A 16,802-nucleotide genomic window follows, 5' to 3' on the forward strand; every position below is an offset into this window, starting at 1 on the left:
TGAACGCCGGGGTGTGGTTGCGGCGGGGTCGTCTCGTCATGATCTCTCCTGTTCGCGGCCATATTGGCCGCCGTCAGGCAGAAAATCCACTCATCCCCGTGTTCAGATTCCCCGAGCCAGCTCTGTAGTCTTGCCTTGCCGCGTGGTTCAGGCGGCGGTCAAATTGTCGGCGGCTGACTTGCCGGTCCGCTTGTCCTTGACGATCTCGTAGTTGATCTTCTGACCTTCATCGAGACCATTCAGGCCCGAGCGCTGAACGGCGGAGATGTGGACGAACACGTCCGCTCCGCCTTCGTCGGGCTGAATAAAGCCGTAGCCTTTTTGGCCGTTGAACCACTTTACAGTGCCAGTTGCCATGATGCGCGTTCCCTCGTGCAGTCGCTGCTGGTAGCCGGTCCGGGCCACTATTGGCCCAAGACTTGAGTGATATCGAAATATCGGAAAGTGACGTCAGCAGGCGCGAAATGGAATTCGCATGATCAGATCGGTCGGCCGCAATATTCGATTGGGCGAGCGTAGCCTGAAAAAAAGCGGTGTTCAATATCTGTTTACACACAACAAATCGCCCGGCGGGAAGCAACTTCCTGCCAGGGTGAAACAGAGCACCGTCAAGTGTTTGCGTCAGACCGTAGCGGCCTGGCGCTGGCGCACGACCGGCAGACGAGGTCAATGAAGTGATCTCGAACCGGGGGCGTCCTGTCGCGATACGATGCCGAGGCAGCGAACCGGACTGCTCTACCATAGCGAAAATCACGCCGTTGCAAACCGGCACTATCGTCGCACTTCCGCTTGTCGCGGTGTGCATTCCGCTTGATTTCGACGCAAAATTACGTCAAACCGCCGCGCGCCGGGCGATTGGGCTCGTGCTCCCAGAGATCACTTCATCTTGAGCAAGGCTTTTCAGTCTTCCGGTGACGTCATCGCCGATCGCCGTGCCGCCTACGCAAAAATGCTGGCCGATGGGGGCGATCCTGCCGCGGCCGCCGATCTGATGGGGCAGGCCCTGGAGATCGTGCCGGACTGGGCCGCAGGCTGGCACCTGCTGGGTCTTTATGCCGAAAAGGCCGGCGACGTTTCGGGCGCCATTTCGGCCTGGCGTCACCTCGAAGCGCTGGACGATGAGGGGACCTTCGGGGCCGTGCTCAAACTGGCGGCGCATGGCGCCGGTCGCGCTGGTGACGGTACGGCCGTCAGCTATGTCGAGGCCTTGTTCGACCAATATGCCCCCCAGTTCGAAACTGCGCTGATGGACCGGCTGGGCTATCAGGTGCCCGAACGGCTCGATGATCTGTTGATCGAGGAAATGGTGCGGCTGGGCATTGCCAGCTTCGCCCACGCTCTCGATCTGGGCTGCGGCACCGGGCTGATGGGCGCGCGGTTGCGCCACAAGGTGAGCCTGCTCGAAGGCATTGATCTCAGCGCCGCCATGATCGCCGAAACCGCGCGCAAGGGCATTTACGATCGGCTGGAAAAGGCCGAGTTGGTCAGCTTCCTTGCCGATCATCTCGCCGCCAATGATCTGGTCACCGCCGCCGATGTGTTCATTTATTGCGGCGCGCTGCCGCCGGTGCTGGCCGCCGTGGTGCCGGCGATGCAGCCGGGGGGCTTGCTGGCGTTTTCGCTGGAGGCGCATGACGGCGAGGAGGCGGTGTTCCTCCGTCCGTCGCTGCGTTACGCCCATGGCGCCAATGCTGCACAACAGGCGCTGGTCGATGCCGGGCTTGAAGTGCTGCGCTTTGAGCTGGCGACCTTGCGACAGGATCGCGGCGCGCCAATTCGGGGCATGCTGGTAATTGCGCGCAAGCCGCCACTGGCGCTGGTCGCTGCCAATGAAGTGTTGTCGGTGGATGACGACGGCGTCGCCGCCTGACCCGATGGTGTCGGCGCGCGGCGCTTGCTAGGTTCGATTCCATGAACACTATCCGCTATGATTTCCGCTCCGATACCATCACCCGGCCCTCGGCCGCCATGCGCGCGGCGATGGCCGCAGCCGAGGTGGGCGATGACGTGTTTGGCGACGATCCCACCGTCAACCGGCTGGAGCAGCGCATGGCGGCGCTGCTGGGCAAGGAAGCGGCGCTGTTCGTCAGTTCGGGCACGATGTCGAACCTGTTGGCGCTGATGAGCCATTGCGGTCGCGGGGATGAATTCATCGCCGGGCAGAATGCCCATTGCTACAAATACGAGGCTGGCGGGGCGGCCGTTTTGGGCTCGATTCAGCCGCAGCCCATCGCCCATCTGCCCGATGGCACCATGGATCTGGGTGAGATCGAAGGCGCGATCAAAGCCGGCGACAGCCACTTCGCCACCACGCGGGTCATTGCGCTGGAAAACACCCTTGGCGGCAAGGTGCTGCCCATCGCCTATATGGCGCAGGTGGCCGAGATCGCGCAGCGGCATGGGCTGGGCCTCCATCTCGATGGCGCCCGAGCCTTCAACGCCGTGGCGGCGCTGCGCAGCGACATCAGAAGCTTCACCACCCCGTTCGACAGCGTGTCCATTTGCCTGTCCAAAGGCTTGGGCGCGCCGGTTGGCTCGGTGCTGATCGGCCGGCAGGATCTGATCGACACCGCCCGCCGCCATCGCAAGATGCTGGGCGGCGGCTTGCGCCAATCGGGCATTCTGGCAGCTGCCGGACTCTATGCGCTGGACCACAATATCGAGCGGCTGGCCGACGATCACCGCCGGGCGAAAACACTGGCCGCGGGCCTCGCTGCCTTCCCGGCGCTTACCGTCACTCAGCCCGATACCAATATCATCTTCGTTTCCGTCGACGCCGCCATCGGCGACCGCTTCACGAATTTTCTGCAGGGCAGGGGCGTCGGCATCACCGGCCGCTATGGCCAGCAGCGCTGGGTCACCCATCTCGACATCGATGATGAGGCGGTCGATGGCGCATTGACCGAAGTGGCAGCGTTCTTCGCAGCCGAAGCCGCGTGAATTGAGCGGGCGGAGCATGACCCCGCCCACCGTGTTCAGGCTTGGTCGAGCGCCAGGCGGATCGCCCGCTCCACTGGCGCGGGGCCGTCAATGCTCAACGGTGCCGCTGGCAGCATCGGCGGCTGGGCCATGAATTTGACCCGTGTGCCGTGATGCGCCTGTGCCGCATGCACCAGGAATGGATGGCAGAGATAGACTGTCCCGGCGTCGCCGGTGGCCAGCAGTTCCGGGCAGTGGGTGGTGCCGGCAAAACCGTCTGCTGCCAGCTCCCCCAGAGTGAGACCCGCCTCGCCGGCCGGGGCCAGCTGCCGGGCAATCGGCAAATGCGAGCCGACCCTGATGCGCGTCGGCGCGTCGTCTTCGCCGACATCGGAGAACAGGAACAGCATCAGTAGAGCCCGTCCCTTCGAGGTGACATTGGCGCGCCACGACATGAAGTCCGGGTTCTCGTGGCCGAAACTGACATCGATGTGCCAGCCGGCGTCTCCCGCGTTGACCGGCGACGGAAACCGCACCGGGAAACTGCCGAGCCCACCTTGTGGCACCCAGCGGCCGGGGCCGACCAACTGGTCATAGGCCGCGTGCAGTCTGGGCGTATTGGCGGCGTCTCGGAACGGCTTCTGCGTGAAATTGCCGAGCCGGATCACCGGCAGGGTCCAGGTAGACGGATCATCCGGATTGCAGCCGGTGGCGGCCCAGAGAATGGCGCACCCCTGGTCGGCTAGTTCGCGGGGGAAGGCATTGTCGATCCGGACGAAGCCGTCGGTGATGAAAGCATTGATCTGCGCTTGGTCAAAAGCGGGCAAAGTGCCAGGCATTTTAAAAATCCATGAGTTCGCGAGGCCGCGCGTCGCGGCCGGGTCGAGCGGCAGTGCCGCTCAGCAAATGCCCTGTACGGGCGCCATCAGGCGCCGAGGAACACTGCGAACTTGTGAGACTGGATCATCATCATGGTGCGCCAAAATATGCGCCGGCTGGCGCGGCTGTCAACCGCCGCGCCAGCCGAACCGTCAGCCCTGTTGCCAGAAACGGTATAGCGCCGGAATATCGGCATCGCAGAGCAGCGGCATGGCGGCTGCCAGACGCTCCTTGGGCCAGTCCCACCACGCCAGTTCCAGCAGCATGGCGACATGCTCGTCGGTGAAGCGCTGGCGGATCGGCTTGGCCGGGTTGCCGCCGACAATGGTGTAAGGCGCCACATCCTTGGTCACCAGCGCCCGCGTGCCGATCACCGCGCCATGGCCCACGGTTACGCCCGGCATGATGATGGCCTCGCTGCCGATCCACACATCATTGCCGATCACCGTGTCGCCAGCCGGCAGGAAGCCATTGCGCGCGTTGGCGAATTCCGGCGCTTCGGGCACGAAAGCGAAGGGAAAGGTGCTGATCCAGTCGTTCCGGTGGCCCTGGTTGCCGGCCATGATGAAGGCGGCGCCGCTGCCGATGGAACAGAAGCTGCCGATGATCAGTCTGTCGGCACCCGCATCGGGCAGCAGAAAGCGGGCGCAGTCATCGAAGCTGTGGCCATGATAATAACCCGAATAATAGCTATAGGCGCCGACGGCGATACTGGGGTGGGTGACCTGCTGGTCAAGCGGAATGCCCTTGAACGGGCTCTCGAAATAATTGGTCATGATTGTCTCTGAGATCGACCTGCCGACAGCTTGGCCCTCATGTGCGAGAGCAAACAGCAAAGGGTGGGGCAGGCGTAGCGATACCAAAATCCGCATGGCCGCCGGAGGCGGTCATGATCAAGCGGGTTGCCGCTTGTCGGAGGTGCTCCGCTGAACGCCGTCAGGCGATCAGGTGCACTGGGTGCTTGGTTGCTTCGATCATCATGGGGCAGAACATAAGAGCGCAGAGCGTGGTGTCAACCCGCGGCCAGATCAGTCCTCATCGCGCAGCGCGGTGGCGATGAAGTCTTCGGGATCGGCGGTGAAGTCCTGGTAGAGCTTGAAGTGCTGGGTCTGGCGGTAGTGGGTTTCGCTGATGCCGCCCCGGGTGATTTCGAGCAGCCGCGCGCCAGGCACGGCCATCAGGATGGGCGAGTGGGTCGCCATGATGACCTGTGAACGCGCGGTTTGCTGCACCCTGTTGAGGATGCGCAGCAGCTCAAGCTGGCGCTTGGGCGAGAGGGCGCTCTCGGGTTCGTCCATGAAATAGATGCCCTGGCGTGCCATGCGTTCCTCGAAGAACCGCACGAAGCCTTCGCCATGACTCCAGGAGAGAAAGTCGGGCGGCGCTTCGCCGGCGTCGAGCGCGGCGGTGTCGAGATAGCGGGCGACCGAGAAGAAGGATTCCGCCTTGAAGAACCAGCCATTGGTGAGCTTGGGCAACCATGCAGAGCGCAGGGCGTCGGACAAGGCCGCGCCACTTTTGTCGATGGCGCGCGAATGGTCGAGCGGCATATAGCCCTTGCCGCCACCGGCTTCGTCATAGCCGCTAAGCGCGGCGATGGCTTCGATCAGGGTGGATTTTCCGGAGCCGTTTTCGCCCACGATGATGGTGACGGGCGTGTTGAAGGCCAGCTCAAACGCCGGGTCCTGCAGGAAGGGCAGGTTGAACGGATATTGCGGTTCGGCACCGATGGCGTCGTCGCGCAACCAGAGGCTGCGGAGGAACGGGGCGGGCAGATTTGTGGGTTTGGCTTTGCGCATCCAATTCACCGGCGGTGGAGAGCCATATTTGGCTGACGGACCGGTGTTGGGTCAAGGCTACCGGCGCGGTGGCGCGCCGGTAGCAGAATGCGGTTAGGCTTTTTCGAAATAGCTCTGCAGCGGGCGAACCTGCAGGCTGCCATTCTGCAGCGCCACGATCCCTTCCACCGCGGCGAGGGCGCCGTCGATGGTGGTGTAATAGGGGATCTTGGCGAGCAGGGCAGTGCGGCGGATGTCGCGGCTGTCGCTGATCGATTTCATGCCGTCGGTGGTGTTGATCACCAGCTGCACGCCGCCATTCTTCATGGAGTCGACGATATGCGGCCGGCCTTCGAGCACCTTGTTGATCTTGACGGCGGCAATGCCGTTCTCGACCAGATAGCGCTGGGTGCCGCCGGTGGCCAGGATGGTGAAACCGCCCTCGACCAGATGGCGCGCCATATCGACGATATACTGCTTGTCCTCATCGCGGACCGAGATGAAGGCCGTGCCGGACTGCGGCACCTTGTAGCCGGCGCCCATCTGCGACTTGGCAAAGGCCATGGCGAAATCGGTGTCGAGCCCGATGACTTCGCCAGTCGACTTCATTTCCGGCCCCAGCACCGTATCAACGCCGGCGAAGCGGTTGAACGGGAACACGGCTTCCTTGACGGCGATGTGCTTGAAGCTCTTTTCCACCAGATTGAAGCTGGCAAGGCTTTCGCCCGCCATGATGCGGCTGGCGATCTTGGCGATGGGTTCGCCGATTACCTTGGCGACGAAGGGCACCGTGCGGCTGGCGCGCGGATTGACTTCGAGCAGGTAGATGATGCCGTCCTTGAGCGCATATTGCACGTTCATCAGCCCGCCGACCTTCAGCGCGAAGGCCAGTTCGGCCGTCTGCCGCTTCAGTTCGGCGATGATTTCCGGGCTCAGATTCTGCGGCGGCAGCGAACAGGCCGAGTCGCCGGAGTGAATGCCGGCTTCCTCGATATGCTCCATGATGCCGGCGACGAACACCGTGTCGCCGTCGCAAAGCGCGTCGACGTCGATTTCCGTGGCGCCCGAGAGATAGGCATCAAACAGCAGCGGGTTATCGGACAGCACCGAGTTGATCTGGCCGGTCTTGTCGTTGGGATAGCGCTGCAGGATATCGGGCGGCACCAGCCCGGTCAGCGTATCCTGCACATAGCGCTCGAATTCATTGGCCGAGTGCACGATCGCCATGGCGCGGCCACCCAGCACATAGGACGGGCGGATCACCAGCGGATAGCCCAACCGCTCGGCAACCAGACGCGCCTGCTCCAGGCTATAGGCGATGCCGTTCTTGGGCTGGGTCAGTTCCAGCTTGTTGAGCAGCTTGCTGAACAAATCGCGGTCTTCGGCCAGATCGATATTCTCGGGCTGCGTGCCCAGGATCGGAATGCCAGCCTTGCGCACGGCTTCGGCCAGGTTCAGCGGCGTCTGGCCGCCAAACTGCACGATCACGCCATGCAGCGTGCCGTTCTGCTGTTCGGTCAGCAGGATTTCCAGCACGTCCTCTTCGGTCAACGGCTCGAAATACAGGCGATCCGAGGTGTCGTAGTCGGTCGACACGGTTTCGGGGTTGCAGTTGACCATGATGGTTTCATAGCCGGCTTCGCTGAGCGCGAAAGCGGCATGGCAGCAGCAATAGTCGAACTCGATGCCCTGGCCGATACGGTTCGGACCACCGCCGAGAATGACCACCTTCTTGCGGTCAGTCGGCCGGGATTCGTCGTCCACCTTGCCGTTGAACGGCACTTCATAGGTCGAATACATATAGGCGGTGGGTGAGGCGAACTCGGCAGCCGAGGTGTCGATGCGCTTATAGGCAGGGCGTACGGCCAGCGAATGGCGCAGCTTGCGCACATCGACGGCCTTCACATTGGCGAGCTGGGCCAGGCGGGCATCGGAGAAGCCCATGGCCTTGAGCGAGCGCAGATTGGTCGCGTCCTGCGGCAGGCCGAACTGCTTGACCTTGGCTTCGGTGTCGACGATCCCCTTCATCTGCTCAAGGAACCACGGGTCGATCTTGCAGGCGTCGTGAATGTCTTCGAGGCTCATGCCCAGGCGCATGGCTTCAGCCACATGCAGCAGGCGGTCGGGCGTCGGCGTGCCGAGCGCGGCCTTGATGGCATTCTTGTCTTCGCCTTCGCCGAGGCCGGGAATGCCGATCTCGTTGAGGCCGGTCAGCCCGGTTTCGAGCGAGCGCAGCGCCTTCTGCAGCGATTCCTGGAAGGTCCGGCCAATGGCCATGGCTTCGCCGACCGACTTCATCGCCGTGCCCAGGCGGTTGTCGGCGCCGGGGAACTTCTCGAAGGCGAAACGCGGAATCTTGGTGACGACATAGTCGATGGACGGCTCGAAGCTCGCCGGGGTCATGCCGCCGGTGATGTCGTTGTCCAATTCGTCCAGCGTATAGCCGACCGCCAGCCGCGCGGCGACCTTGGCGATAGGGAAGCCGGTGGCCTTGGAGGCAAGCGCCGAGGAGCGCGACACGCGCGGGTTCATCTCGATGACGATCATGCGGCCGTCAGCCGGATTGACCGCGAACTGCACGTTGGAGCCGCCGGTTTCGACGCCGATTTCGCGCAGCACAGCCAAGCTGGCGTCGCGCATGATCTGGTATTCCTTGTCGGTCAGCGTCAGCGCCGGCGCGACAGTAATGGAGTCGCCGGTATGGACGCCCATCGGGTCGATGTTTTCGATCGAGCAGATGATGATGCAGTTGTCGTTCTTGTCGCGGACAACCTCCATCTCATACTCTTTCCAGCCGAGCACGCTTTCCTCGACCAGCACTTCGCCGGTGGGAGAGGCGTCGACGCCGCTCTCGACGATGGCGAGATATTCCTCTCGGTTATAGGCAATGCCGCCGCCGGTGCCGCCCAGGGTAAAGCTGGGGCGAATGATGCAGGGCAGGCCGATCACTTCGAGCGCCTGCAGCGCTTCGATGGTGTTGTGCGCCAGCATGGAGCGGGGCGTTTCCAGCCCGATCTTCTTCATGGCGTCGCGGAACAGCTCGCGGTCTTCGGCCTTGTCGATGGCTTCCGCCGTCGCGCCAATCATCTCGACATTGTACTTCTCGAGAATGCCCATCTTGCGCAGGCTGAGCGCGCAGTTCAGCGCGGTCTGGCCGCCCATGGTTGGCAGCAGCGCGTCGGGGCGCTCTTTCTCGATGATCTTGGCGACCACTTCGGGGGTGATCGGCTCCATATAGGTGGCGTCAGCCAGATCCGGATCGGTCATGATCGTCGCCGGATTGGAGTTGACCAGGATGATGCGGTAGCCCTCTTCCTTGAGCGCCTTGCAGGCCTGGGTGCCCGAGTAATCGAACTCGCATGCCTGCCCGATGATGATCGGACCCGCACCGATGATGAGGATCGATTTAATGTCGGTACGTTTTGGCATGGGGCTCGCTCAACTGTTTTAGACAGAGGGCGACAGGAAGAATCGCCCGGACAGCACCTGTCTCGCAGCAAACCGCACGGCAACTGAGCGCTGCGCGGCGGTGGTAGGTTCAGACATGGTGGTTAGGTGGGCTGTCTAACGGAGATAATTGCGAAAGGAAACCCCCAGCCAAACGCTTCTGCCATGCGTTTGCGTCGGTTGTGGTGGTCCATTGTTCAGCAGATTCGGCACGGGCCTGAAATCTGGCGGTGGAGCCCCGGCGAGTGTATTCTGCCGGCCAGCCCCAAGGAGCAGAGCCATGTGCCGTAACATCAAGCCATTGTTCAATTTTGAACCGCCCGCCACGCGCAACGAGATGCATGACGCGGCGCTGCAGTTCGTGCGCAAGATTTCCGGCTACAACGCGCCTTCCAAGGCCAATGAGCCGGCGTTTTACGCGGCGGTGGAGGACATCGAAACCGTCCTGCGCCGCCTGCTGACCACGCTCGACACCAATGCCCCGCCGCGCGACCGCGAAGAGGTCGCCGCCAAGGCGCGCGAGAAATCGAAGCTGCGGTTTGGCACGGCTTAAGGCGTTTCATTGATGGCATGAAATATCGGCTCTTGCCCTCCCTCCCCCTTGAGGGGAGGGCCGGGGAGGGGGTGGCATTGTGGGCTGCTGAACGACCCCCACCCTCGATCCCTCCCCTCAAGGGGAAGGGAGGGCAAGGACCGTTAGACCTGGCTTCAGCACCGCCTGATTCTACTCTTCAGGCTCGGTGCTGAACAGCAGGGGATAGCCATGCTGGTGGGCGAAGTCGGTGGCCCGCGTGGCTTTTTCCTCGGCGATTTCGCGGGTGAACACCGCCACCACGCAGGCGCCCTTGGTGTGGGCGGTGAGCATGATCATGCTGGCCTGCGCCTCGGGCACGCGGAACTCCGCCTTCAGCAACCGCACCACGAAGTCGCGCGGGGTGAAGTCGTCATTGAACAGGATGACCTTGTGCAGCGGCGGCCGGGCCGGCTTCAGCACAGTGTCGGTACGATATTTGGTGTTGGTATCAGCCATGCTCGCCTCCGGGGCGAATGGGATTGGCCGGCGGCGGAACAAGGCCGCGCCGCCAGACGTTAGCAAAGCAAGACCGACCCGCTGTGGTCAAGTCATGTTACCGTGCACATCGTCGGCCTGCCCCGCACGGCTCACCAATCAGGAGATCGAGATGGTCAATATTCCGGGCGTCACCCTCAATGATGGCAAGATCATCCCCCAGCTGGGCTTTGGCGTCTGGCAGGTGGCCAATGACGAGGTGACCGTGGCCGTGCGCACCGCCATCGAAGCCGGCTATCGCTCGATCGATACGGCGCAAGGCTATGGCAATGAGGCGGGCGTCGGCAAAGCCATCGCCGAGAGCGGGCTGGGGCGCGAGGAGCTGTTCATCACCTCGAAACTCCGCACCAGCCATCAGGGTTATGACTCGACCATCAAATCCATGATGGAAACGCTGGAGCGGATGGAACTCGACTATCTCGACATGTTCCTCATCCACTGGCCGGTGCCGGCGCATGATCGCTATTGCGAGACCTGGAAGGCCTTTGTGCAATTGCAGAGCGACGGGCATGTCCGCTCCATTGGTGTGTCAAATTTCCTGCCGGAGCATCTGGAGCGCATCATCGCCGACAGCGGCGTGACGCCGGCAGTCAACCAGATCGAACTGCATCCCCAGTTCCAGCAGCGCGACGTGCGCGACCTGCATGCCCGCTACAATATCGCCATCGAAAGCTACAGCCCGCTCGGCAGCGGCAGCGGCTTGCTCGACAATAAGGTGATTGTCGAGATCGCTGCAAAGCACGGCAAGGCGCCGGCTCAGGCTGTCATCCGCTGGCATTTGCAGCAGGGGCTGATCGTCATTCCAAAATCGGTGCATGCCGACCGCATCAAGGCCAATCTGGATGTGTTCGACTTTGCCCTCGACGCCGACGATATGGCCCGCATCGCTGACCTCGACCGTCCCAATGGCAAGACCGGCAGCGACCCGGCGACCAATAACAGCCTCTGGTAGCGGTTAGCGGCGCGGGCTGATCAGCCGGGCCAGGCCGACCACCAGCAGCGCGACAATGGCCGGCGCCAGCGCCAGCCAGGAGCCGCCGGCCAGCAATGCCCCGGTGCCGGCCCACATGATCGAGGCGAAGGCCTCGCACAGGGTGGCGGCGCGCGACGCGACCTGCCGGCGGCGGAACATCGAGCGCTTGGCGACAACACGGAACCACAGCTGGATCGCCGTCGCCGACCCCGCCGAGAGAGCGACACAGAGCGCCGTAATCAGCGCCATTTGCCACGACGACAGCGCCATCAGCAGCAAGAGCGGGGCCAGCACCACGGCAATCACCGTCAGCACGGCCTCGATCTTGGCAATCAGCACATTGCGCGGCGAGACCGGCGCCGTCACCACCAGATCATGGGCGTCCTCGCCGGAAATGGCGAGCCAGGCGAGGCCGCCGGCCAATTGCCCCGCGGCCATCACCAGCACTGGCACCACCACGACAAAGGCCCCGGCATTGTCGCCGAAATTCATCCACAGCAGCAGCGCCGGCGGCACCAGATAGAGGATCTGCATCAGCGTCTGCGACAGCAGCCACGGGTCGCGTTGCAGCAGCCGCCATTCCTTGAGCCGCAACACCTGCCGCTGCGACGCGGCGCGGAACCGGCGGGCCGAGGGCCGGCGCTGGCTGCGGACATGATTGAACCCGGCGGCCGAAATGGCGTGATGACCATAGCTTGACGCCGTGCCGGCAATGGTGACGGCCAGCGCACCGAGACCAATGGCCAGCATGATCGTCAACGCCACCGGCTCCCCCATCGCCGCCCGCGCCGGTAGCCATAACAGGCTGTCGAGAGCGGGCGCGGCGGCGACGATATCGGCCGACTGGAACAGCGCGAAGCGGGACATATTGCCGTAATAGAGGATCGCCGCGGCCTGAATGCCGATGACGAAACCGGCGCCGACAATGCCGGCGACGATCTGCGCAATCAGCCGCGTCTGCTTGGGCCCGACAGAGCGAAACAGGGCGATGGTGATCGCCACGGCGATAGCCGTCGACATTGCTCCGAGCGCTGCCACCACGCCGTAAGCGGCGAGCCATTTCGGGCCATCGAGAATTGCCAGCATATTGATCAGCGGACTGACCAGCAGCCCCGTCAGGGCGATGGTCGATAGCGCGACCGCGCTGGTGCGCACCGCAAATAGCCGCCGCGACGAGGCCGGGGAGGACAGGATCAGATCGAGGTCGGAGCGGGTGTAGTAGACCCGCGTCACCGATTCTAGGGCCTGCGACAACATCACCGTCCAGAACAGCATGCCGCTGCCGCTGAGCAGCACCAGCGTGGCCTTGTCCGGCACGATGCCGTCCCGCACCCAGGGGGCGACGAGCCCAAAAGCCATCAGATTTAGCAGCACCACCACCAGGCCGAGAAAGATCGACAGCCCGATGCCGCGCGCCTTGCGGCCGCCGGTCATCATGGCGACGAATTCGCGCCAGGCCAGGTTCAGCTCGTGGCGGGCAAACCAGGGCAGCGAGGCCGGGGCGAACATCATGCCGCTGCGGCGCCCTGCGCCACCAGATCGAGGAAGATATCTTCAAGGCTCGACTCGCGGCCGATGCGGGTGCGCAATTCGGCCAGCGTCCCCTCGGCAATGAGCCGGCCCTGGCTGATGACGCCGATGCGCTCAGCCATGCGTTCGGCGACTTCGAGAATATGGGTGGTCATGATCACGGTGACGCCGTCGCGCACCTTGCCCAGCAGCACGTCCTTGACCTGCCGCGCCGAGCCGGCATCAAGCCCGGTCAGCGGTTCATCGAGAATGATCAGGCGCGGGTCATGCACCAGCGCCCCGGCCAGCGCCACTTTTTGCAGCATGCCCTTGGAAAAGCCGCCGCACAGCTCGTTGGCATGGGGCCGCAGGCCCAGCCAGTCGATCAGCTCACTGGCCTTGGCCTCGGCGGTGCGCGCATCGATCTGCCAGAGCCCGGCGACGAATTCGAGATATTCCAGCGGCGTCAGCCGGTCATAGACCATCGGCTCGTCCGACACCCAGGCCACCACGCGCTTGGCCGCGATAGGGTCGCGCCGCGCATCGATGCCGAAGATTGAAATCTCCCCCGCGTCGGGCTGCAACAGCCCCGCCACTATACGCAAAATCGTCGTCTTGCCCGCGCCATTGGGCCCGAGCAGCGCATAGAACTCGCCGGCCCGGATGGTCAGATCGAGCGCCGTGACCACCGGCCGGTCAAAACTCTTGCTCAACTGGGTAATGGCGAGGGCAGGGACAGTCATGGCACGCTCCGGCGGAAGAACCGGCCCAGCCTAGGCCGGGGGTGTTTCCCTCGGGTGAACTGGCAGCGTTAAGATTTCGGCACAGTCAGCGCAGCCCCACCGCATCGACCATGCCGGAATTGCACCCGCCGCCCAGCGGGCTCGCCGCTGCCATCAACCCCGCCATATCCTCCGGCCCGCTGATCTCCCCCGTCAGCGCGATGGTCAGCTCGGTGATGATGGTGCGATTACCATCGGTCGCGCAATCCATCTGCACCCGCTCGCCCGCGCCCGGCCCGAACGCCGCGTCAAACGCCTCTCGCACCTGCCGCAGCGTGATCTTGCGGCCGATATTGTCGGCAAACAGCTCCGCCACTGCGGAGCGATTGAGCGCCGTCATCAGCGCCAGCGAGTCGGCGTAATATTCCTCCGCCGGCGTGCCATAGCAGGAGCCGTGCTTGGTCCATTCATGCCGGTCCAGCCCGGACAAGGTGCCGGGCATCACTTTATCCAGCTCGCGCTGCAGCTGTAGGCTGAGCGGCAAACGCGGCAGGTCGCGCCAGTCGCCATCCTCGCTGGCCCAGCGCTCCGAGGCCGGCACGTCGCAGTAAGCCCGGTCGCGTGGCTGCGGCCACAACCCATGCAGGGTGAAATTGGTCGCTTCAAAACTGTTTGCCCGTTGCGCCCGGCATTCCGGCTGGCGTGGGCTGGTTTCGCAGAACGCCGGCTGCCAGTTCACCGCCAGCACATATTGCGTGCCGCGATAAGCCGGCTTGCTCGCCACCGTTGGCTGACCGCTGCGCTGCCCACATTCAACCGCCACCCAGCGCCGCTCCGGGCTCGCTCCCGGCACAACGATCCACAAATGGCTCGGCTTGGCCCGGTTGCCGGCGAGCAGCGTGTAGCTGGTCCCGGGCTTGGTCTGCACATTGCCCGGATTGGTCTGGCGGTTGATCGATTGAAAAGCCGGGCAGGCCGCGCTGGCGGTAAAATTACCGCTCAGGGGCACTTCGGCACTGGCCGGCAGCGCCGACAGCAGCATCAGGGCGGCGGCCAGTATCCAGCGCATCGGCGCCATCCTTTATCAAAAAAGCAGCGGGGGAGCCGTACCGACTCCCCCGCCACATTGCCACTGTTTTGGCTCAGAGCGCGATGCGGTACAGGCCGAAGCCATCCGCATCACTCTCCCCGGTCGCCTCGATTTTGACCGCCGTCACATCGGCCACATGCTCGGCCGCCTTGGGCCCGGTGGCGAACAGCACGGTGGTGTCCCCGATCGGCGCCAGCGACCAATTGCTGTCGGCGCTCGGGTTGATGGTGCCGTTTTCGACGATGAAGCGCACGATCAGGTCGCGGTTGGTATCGGGACCCTTGAAGATGATGTGATCGGCCCCGGTGCCCGGAAACGATCCGCCGCCACCGGCGCGGTAATTATTGGTGGCGATGACGAATTTGGCCGCCGGATCGATCGGCTTGCCGTCATACATCAGATCAACGATACGGTTGGCGTCGGGGTTGGTCACCGATTTGCCATCGCTGGCATATTTCGACGGCTGGGTCAGGTCGATCTTGTAGGTCACCCCGTCGATGACGTCGAAATTATACGACGGGAAATCGAGGTTGATCAGCGGCGCGTCGCTGGCGCCCTTTTCTACCTGGTTAAAAATCCCGGCCGAACGCTCCAGCCAGTTCTTGACCTCGGCGCCATTGGCAACCACGGCCTGGATGGTGTTGGGGTAGAGATAGAGGTCAGCCACATTCTTGATGGCCACCGGACCCACCGGCACGTCGGTATAGTAATCCGGGCCGCCGCGACCGCCAGCCTTGAATGGGGCTGCCGCCGACAGGATCGGCAGGCTTTCCCATTCGGTGCCCTTCATCATCTGGGCGATGTACCAGGTCTGCGCCTGGCTGACGATCTGCACCGATGGGTCATCGGCGACGAGAGCGAAATAGGAGTGCAGCGCCGCCGAGGTTTCGCCCACGGCGCGGCGGATATAGTCCAGCGTTTCGTCATGCTCGGCCTGCGCCGCAGCGGTGACTTCGGCGTCGTTTTCCACCAGGGCGCCGACCTTGCCGTCGACGCGCTCGGAAATCGGGCGGGCTTCGGAGGTGTGCGAGACGATGGTCCATTTGCCGTCGGCGTCCTGCTCCAGCAGCAGGTCGATCAGGCCCATATGGCTGCCCCAGAAACCGGCCATCACGGCAGGCTTGCCGCTCAGCGTACCGGCGGTGATGTCGGCGCCTTCGACGCCTTCATAATCGGGGCCGGGGAACACCAGATGCTGGTGCCCGGTGAACACCACGTCAATGCCGTCTACAGCGGCCAGTTGCAGTGAGGCGTTTTCCGCGCCGGTGGTCTGGTCGGCGGTAATGCCGGAATGCGACAGCGCGACGATGAGCTCGGCGCCTTCCTCCAGCATTTTGGGCACATAGGCCTTGGCCGTCTCGACGATATCGCGGGTGTTGACCTTGCCCACCAAATGGGTCGAATCCCAGGTCATGATCTGCGGCGGCAGGAAGCCGATCAGCCCGATCTTGATGGTCTTGGTCGCGCCCGAACCGTCGGTGAGTTCCTTCTCAATGATCAGGTAGGGCTTGATATAGGTGGTGTCGCTCAGCGGATCGGCGGCGAGATCGCCCTTGACCAGATTGGCCGACACGAACGGGAAGGTCGCGCCCGACAGCGCCTTGTCGAGATATTCCAGGCCGTAGTTGAATTCGTGATTGCCCAGCGTGGCGGCTTCATAGCCCAGCGTATTCATCGCGGCGATGATCGGATGGACATTGCCATCGAGGCCCTTTTCATAGGCGATATAGTCGCCCATCGGGTTGCCCTGGATGATGTCGCCATTATCGACCAGCATGGAATTGCCGGCTTCGGCACGGATCGATTCAATGATCGAGGCGGTGCGCGCCAGACCGATCGTGTCGTTGGGGGCGTCGGCATAATAGTCATAGGGGAAAACCGCGACGTGCAAATCGGTGGTTTCCATGATGCGCAGATGCGCCTGATTGGCCTGGGCCAGCGCCGCAAACGGGTGCATGGCGGCCATCGCTCCCACGCTCGCCGAGCCGGCGAGGAAAGTCCGTCGAGATATTTTGGGCAGGAAATTCATTGAGTGTCTCCCTGAGATGTTCATGTCGATGAACGAAGCCGGGGGCGCAGGCTCCCGGGCGTAAGGGCCTGTTCGGCCCGACGGCTGGCGCTCGCTACCCGAGCGCATCAGCTCATGCCGCCAGCAGGTGACGCTGGGATGACGACGGCGACCCCGACGCTATGAAGTTTTGACCGGGCGGTCAATTTATGACGGTGCGATTTGGGAGTGGAGGGGGTGGCATCGCGAACGGAGGCACGTCGTCGGCTTAGCCCTCTCCCATCTCGCCCCACCCACCGGTTTCACCCTCCCCCTTGCGGGGAGGGAGAGCGAGATAGGACTTAGCCCTTGCTAAGTCTGTGATCGAGCCGGGTGGGGGTGCGTGAGCCCCGATGATCGTGGCCAAAC

The 16,802-nt window shown here is 63.4% G+C and carries 15 protein-coding genes; 5 read left to right on the forward strand and 10 right to left on the reverse strand.

Features of this window, described 5'->3' with window-relative positions:
- Positions 1-147: 147 nt before the first annotated feature.
- A complete protein-coding gene (locus tag ACX3OZ_RS16015; RefSeq protein ID WP_459096027.1) occupies positions 148-357 on the reverse strand; it encodes a cold-shock protein in 210 nt (69 codons plus the stop codon).
- A gap of 118 nt (positions 358-475) precedes the next feature.
- Between ACX3OZ_RS16015 and ACX3OZ_RS16020 the strand changes: the two genes are divergently transcribed.
- The 3 genes from ACX3OZ_RS16020 to ltaE all read left to right on the forward strand — a co-directional run bounded on the left by ACX3OZ_RS16020 (position 476) and on the right by ltaE (position 2,940).
- Positions 476-673, forward strand: coding sequence for a hypothetical protein (locus ACX3OZ_RS16020; RefSeq protein ID WP_459096028.1), 198 nt, complete (start codon positions 476-478; stop codon positions 671-673).
- Positions 674-886: 213 nt separating this feature from the next.
- Positions 887-1,870 carry a methyltransferase gene (locus tag ACX3OZ_RS16025; RefSeq protein WP_459104883.1) on the forward strand — a complete coding sequence of 328 codons (984 nt, stop codon included), beginning with the start codon at positions 887-889 and terminating at the stop codon, positions 1,868-1,870.
- 41 nt (positions 1,871-1,911) lie between these two features.
- A complete protein-coding gene (ltaE, locus tag ACX3OZ_RS16030) occupies positions 1,912-2,940 on the forward strand; it encodes a low-specificity L-threonine aldolase (protein ID WP_459096030.1) in 1,029 nt (342 codons plus the stop codon).
- Positions 2,941-2,975: 35 nt separating this feature from the next.
- On the opposite strand, the gene ACX3OZ_RS16035 is transcribed toward ltaE, so the two are convergent.
- The 4 genes from ACX3OZ_RS16035 to carB all read right to left on the reverse strand — a co-directional run bounded on the left by ACX3OZ_RS16035 (position 2,976) and on the right by carB (position 9,005).
- Entirely contained in the window at positions 2,976-3,758 is a 783-nt protein-coding gene (locus tag ACX3OZ_RS16035) for a phytanoyl-CoA dioxygenase family protein (RefSeq protein WP_459104884.1), read from the reverse strand.
- Between the two features lie 192 nt (positions 3,759-3,950).
- A complete protein-coding gene (gene catB, locus ACX3OZ_RS16040) occupies positions 3,951-4,574 on the reverse strand; it encodes a type B chloramphenicol O-acetyltransferase (protein WP_459096032.1) in 624 nt (207 codons plus the stop codon).
- Positions 4,575-4,826: 252 nt separating this feature from the next.
- Positions 4,827-5,597 carry an AAA family ATPase gene (locus ACX3OZ_RS16045; protein WP_459104885.1) on the reverse strand — a complete coding sequence of 257 codons (771 nt, stop codon included), beginning with the start codon at positions 5,595-5,597 and terminating at the stop codon, positions 4,827-4,829.
- A 93-nt stretch (positions 5,598-5,690) separates the two neighbouring features.
- Entirely contained in the window at positions 5,691-9,005 is a 3,315-nt protein-coding gene (gene carB / locus ACX3OZ_RS16050) for a carbamoyl-phosphate synthase large subunit (RefSeq protein WP_459096034.1), read from the reverse strand.
- Between the two features lie 298 nt (positions 9,006-9,303).
- On the opposite strand from carB, the gene ACX3OZ_RS16055 reads away from it, so the two are divergent.
- A complete protein-coding gene (locus ACX3OZ_RS16055) occupies positions 9,304-9,576 on the forward strand; it encodes a DUF2277 domain-containing protein (RefSeq protein ID WP_459096035.1) in 273 nt (90 codons plus the stop codon).
- A 171-nt stretch (positions 9,577-9,747) separates the two neighbouring features.
- Here ACX3OZ_RS16055 and clpS read toward each other — a convergent pair whose 3' ends face one another.
- Positions 9,748-10,053 carry an ATP-dependent Clp protease adapter ClpS gene (clpS, locus tag ACX3OZ_RS16060; RefSeq protein ID WP_459104886.1) on the reverse strand — a complete coding sequence of 102 codons (306 nt, stop codon included), beginning with the start codon at positions 10,051-10,053 and terminating at the stop codon, positions 9,748-9,750.
- Positions 10,054-10,204: 151 nt separating this feature from the next.
- Here clpS and ACX3OZ_RS16065 point away from each other — a divergent pair, with 151 nt between their 5' ends.
- Positions 10,205-11,044 carry an aldo/keto reductase gene (locus ACX3OZ_RS16065; RefSeq protein ID WP_459096037.1) on the forward strand — a complete coding sequence of 280 codons (840 nt, stop codon included), beginning with the start codon at positions 10,205-10,207 and terminating at the stop codon, positions 11,042-11,044.
- Positions 11,045-11,047: 3 nt separating this feature from the next.
- Here ACX3OZ_RS16065 and ACX3OZ_RS16070 read toward each other — a convergent pair whose 3' ends face one another.
- The 4 genes from ACX3OZ_RS16070 to ACX3OZ_RS16085 all read right to left on the reverse strand — a co-directional run bounded on the left by ACX3OZ_RS16070 (position 11,048) and on the right by ACX3OZ_RS16085 (position 16,415).
- Positions 11,048-12,574, reverse strand: coding sequence for a permease (locus ACX3OZ_RS16070; RefSeq protein ID WP_459104910.1), 1,527 nt, complete (start codon positions 12,572-12,574; stop codon positions 11,048-11,050).
- Positions 12,574-13,317, reverse strand: a complete 744-nt coding sequence (locus tag ACX3OZ_RS16075) for an ABC transporter ATP-binding protein (protein WP_459104887.1) — start codon at positions 13,315-13,317, stop codon at positions 12,574-12,576. The genes ACX3OZ_RS16070 and ACX3OZ_RS16075 overlap by 1 nt, the downstream gene beginning before the upstream one ends.
- A gap of 85 nt (positions 13,318-13,402) precedes the next feature.
- Positions 13,403-14,365 carry a ribonuclease T2 family protein gene (locus ACX3OZ_RS16080; protein ID WP_459096039.1) on the reverse strand — a complete coding sequence of 321 codons (963 nt, stop codon included), beginning with the start codon at positions 14,363-14,365 and terminating at the stop codon, positions 13,403-13,405.
- Positions 14,366-14,438: 73 nt separating this feature from the next.
- Positions 14,439-16,415 (reverse strand): bifunctional 2',3'-cyclic-nucleotide 2'-phosphodiesterase/3'-nucleotidase, encoded by a 1,977-nt coding sequence (locus ACX3OZ_RS16085; protein WP_459104888.1) that lies wholly within the window; start codon positions 16,413-16,415, stop codon positions 14,439-14,441.
- Positions 16,416-16,802 lie beyond the last annotated feature (387 nt).

The organism is Devosia sp. A369 (assembly GCF_054489345.1).

What these genes read in the sequence shown, in the direction of transcription:
- ACX3OZ_RS16065 (WP_459096037.1), top strand. Translation starts at nt 10,205, where the DNA reads ATGGTCAATATTCCGGGCGTCACCCTCAATGATGGCAAGATCATCCCC.
- ACX3OZ_RS16020 (WP_459096028.1), top strand. Translation starts at nt 476, where the DNA reads ATGATCAGATCGGTCGGCCGCAATATTCGATTGGGCGAGCGTAGCCTG.
- ACX3OZ_RS16035 (WP_459104884.1), bottom strand. Translation starts at nt 3,758, where the DNA reads ATGCCTGGCACTTTGCCCGCTTTTGACCAAGCGCAGATCAATGCTTTC.
- ACX3OZ_RS16085 (WP_459104888.1), bottom strand. Translation starts at nt 16,415, where the DNA reads ATGAATTTCCTGCCCAAAATATCTCGACGGACTTTCCTCGCCGGCTCG.
- ACX3OZ_RS16015 (WP_459096027.1), bottom strand. Translation starts at nt 357, where the DNA reads ATGGCAACTGGCACTGTAAAGTGGTTCAACGGCCAAAAAGGCTACGGC.
- ACX3OZ_RS16055 (WP_459096035.1), top strand. Translation starts at nt 9,304, where the DNA reads ATGTGCCGTAACATCAAGCCATTGTTCAATTTTGAACCGCCCGCCACG.
- ltaE (WP_459096030.1), top strand. Translation starts at nt 1,912, where the DNA reads ATGAACACTATCCGCTATGATTTCCGCTCCGATACCATCACCCGGCCC.
- ACX3OZ_RS16070 (WP_459104910.1), bottom strand. Translation starts at nt 12,574, where the DNA reads ATGTTCGCCCCGGCCTCGCTGCCCTGGTTTGCCCGCCACGAGCTGAAC.
- ACX3OZ_RS16080 (WP_459096039.1), bottom strand. Translation starts at nt 14,365, where the DNA reads ATGCGCTGGATACTGGCCGCCGCCCTGATGCTGCTGTCGGCGCTGCCG.
- clpS (WP_459104886.1), bottom strand. Translation starts at nt 10,053, where the DNA reads ATGGCTGATACCAACACCAAATATCGTACCGACACTGTGCTGAAGCCG.
- ACX3OZ_RS16045 (WP_459104885.1), bottom strand. Translation starts at nt 5,597, where the DNA reads ATGCGCAAAGCCAAACCCACAAATCTGCCCGCCCCGTTCCTCCGCAGC.
- ACX3OZ_RS16075 (WP_459104887.1), bottom strand. Translation starts at nt 13,317, where the DNA reads ATGACTGTCCCTGCCCTCGCCATTACCCAGTTGAGCAAGAGTTTTGAC.
- carB (WP_459096034.1), bottom strand. Translation starts at nt 9,005, where the DNA reads ATGCCAAAACGTACCGACATTAAATCGATCCTCATCATCGGTGCGGGT.
- catB (WP_459096032.1), bottom strand. Translation starts at nt 4,574, where the DNA reads ATGACCAATTATTTCGAGAGCCCGTTCAAGGGCATTCCGCTTGACCAG.